Source organism: Bacillus sp. GMs2/2 (assembly GCF_050172095.1).
In the GTDB taxonomy this organism is placed as follows: domain Bacteria; phylum Bacillota; class Bacilli; order Bacillales; family Bacillaceae_G; genus Bacillus_A; species Bacillus_A cereus.
Window position 1 is genome coordinate 1 of sequence record NZ_JBNLYE010000532.1, and the last position, 2,185, is coordinate 2,185.

The window sequence follows — 2,185 nt, forward strand, 5'->3', positions numbered from 1 at the left end:
AAACAACAATCAAATAGGTGAAAATAAGGAACAAACTATTTTTGATCATAAAGGAAATACGATTATGACAGAAGATAGAGAAATACACATTATTTCAAAATTCGAAGAACCTCTTATTGTCGTATTAGCAAATGTACTAAGTGATGAAGAGTGTGATGAATTGATTGAAATGTCTAAAAATAAAATGGAGCGTTCTAAAATTGGTTCATCACGTGATGTAAATGATATTCGAACAAGTAGCGGTGCATTTTTGGAAGACAATGAACTTACTTCAAAGATTGAAAAACGAATTTCATCTATCATGAATGTTCCGGTGGCGCACGGAGAAGGATTGCACATTTTAAATTATGAAGTGGATCAACAATATAAAGCACACTATGATTATTTTGCGGAACATAGTAGATCAGCTGCTAACAATCGTATTAGTACGCTTGTAATGTATTTAAATGATGTAGAAGAAGGCGGAGAAACGTACTTCCCAAAATTAAATCTTTCTGTACACCCTAGAAAGGGAATGGCAGTATACTTTGAGTATTTTTATCAAGATCAATCATTAAACGAGCTTACGTTACACGAAGGGGCACCTGTAACGAAAGGCGAGAAATGGATTGCAACGCAGTGGGTGAGAAGAGGCACTTATAAGTAAAAGCGAGTGTTACGTTTTGTTCTTCATAGTATAAGAACAAAACGTTTTTTTATTAAACAAAGTAGCATCTTTCGTTATAATAACAATTAATAAATGACGATTGAGAGGACAAGAAATGAAATCTATATACATAACCGGCTACATGGGAGCAGGGAAAACAACAATTGGAAAAGCGTTAAGTAAAGAACTTCAAATGGATGTTGTAGATACTGATCAAAAAATCGAAGAGAAGCAAGAGAAGGCAATTCGTGATATTTTTGCCGAAGAAGGCGAAATGGCTTTTCGGGAATATGAAAGCGAAATGTTACGTGCGCTACCAGTCCATAATGTTATTATTACAACTGGTGGGGGAATTATTGAACGAGCGGAAAATCGCAAGTGGATGAAAGAGAACGGAACTGTCGTGTATTTATATTGTGATCCGCATGTAATTGCAGAAAGGCTTCGTGAAGATACGACACGTCCACTATTTCAAAAGAAAGATATAGATGCATTCGTAAAGAAATTTGAATCACGCCGAGCTTATTATGAAGAGGCTCATATTCATATCGATACGACAAATAAGTCTGTAAAGCAAATTATGAATGAATTAAAGGAAAAGATTAATGTATAAAAAAGTGGACATACTAATCAAGTAGAGGTGATGATAATATGTCTACTAATGATTATGTTCGCTTTGTGACGCAGCAGTTTGTGTCGTATATGGATGCTCCAAAAGAAGATCGAAAACAAAAGAAAGAACAACGCCGTGCTGAAAAAGAGCCATTTATGAATAAGTGGTTTGGTGTTATGCCGCTGAGTGCTGCTTTGTTTTACCGAAATGTAAAAAGTAAAAGAAAAAAATCAAGTTAAATTTTAGTCATATGTTTAGCAAACCAAAAATCCCCTAGTGTCGTATTACACTAGGGGATTTGTATTTACTGCACGGATTCTTGTTCTTCCGTAACGGCATGTATTTTATTATTTACCCAAACAAATCCAATTCCGATACAAATGGAAATGCCCCATCCAACAGCGGTCATAATCGCTCTCATTTCACCATAGCCATCTACACCGAAAACAGAGATGAAATAAATTTTTAAGAAGCTTTTTAATATGAATTGTAGACCGAAAAATAGCGTTAAATATTGTAGTGCTGGATAAATACGACTATCACGATACAGTTCACGACTTTTATCACGGTCATGGCCTTGCAGTGCGGCAATATCCGCAGCGAAATATAACATAAGTGGTTTCTTTATAAAAATTGTACATATGACGATAATACCGAGTACGATGTGATAATATGCATCATTCCACAACATTCGTTCAGCTGACCCAGATAATAAATCTACCGTGGTATTAGAAATGAGTGTAATTAAAATAAAGAACCCTGTCACGTTAAACTGTTTTTCTTTTTTAAAGGTATACAGTGTATAAATAATCCCCGGAACAGAGGAAAGTAACATCGCGTAATAAGGATCGATATAAGGTTTTGCAAATTTCCAAATGAGGAATGGGATTACGAGATAAAAGACAAGATCTAATATAGCTTTTTTA

Annotated in this window: 4 protein-coding genes; 3 read left to right on the forward strand and 1 reads right to left on the reverse strand. The window is 34.9% G+C overall.

Annotation, left to right across the window (positions count from 1 at the left end; all coding sequences use genetic code 11):
* The 3 genes from ACQGS6_RS27020 to ACQGS6_RS27030 form a co-directional block, all read left to right on the forward strand.
* Positions 1–646 (forward strand): 2OG-Fe(II) oxygenase (locus tag ACQGS6_RS27020; protein WP_426965914.1); only part of this gene is annotated, 646 nt, incomplete at its 5' end.
* 115 nt (positions 647–761) lie between these two features.
* On the forward strand, positions 762–1,259 hold the full coding sequence (gene aroK / locus ACQGS6_RS27025; RefSeq protein WP_074626601.1) for a shikimate kinase AroK: 498 nt from the start codon (positions 762–764) through the stop codon (positions 1,257–1,259).
* A 38-nt stretch (positions 1,260–1,297) separates the two neighbouring features.
* Entirely contained in the window at positions 1,298–1,498 is a 201-nt protein-coding gene (locus tag ACQGS6_RS27030; RefSeq protein WP_000106083.1) for a YqzE family protein, read from the forward strand.
* A gap of 65 nt (positions 1,499–1,563) precedes the next feature.
* Here ACQGS6_RS27030 and ACQGS6_RS27035 read toward each other — a convergent pair.
* The coding region (locus ACQGS6_RS27035) for a VC0807 family protein (protein ID WP_426965915.1) at positions 1,564–2,185 on the reverse strand (622 nt) is incomplete at its 5' end.

Bases quoted from the DNA above. Each gene is read 5' to 3' on its own strand.
- ACQGS6_RS27030 (WP_000106083.1), top strand. From the start codon at position 1,298: ATGTCTACTAATGATTATGTTCGCTTTGTGACGCAGCAGTTTGTGTCG.
- aroK (WP_074626601.1), top strand. From the start codon at position 762: ATGAAATCTATATACATAACCGGCTACATGGGAGCAGGGAAAACAACA.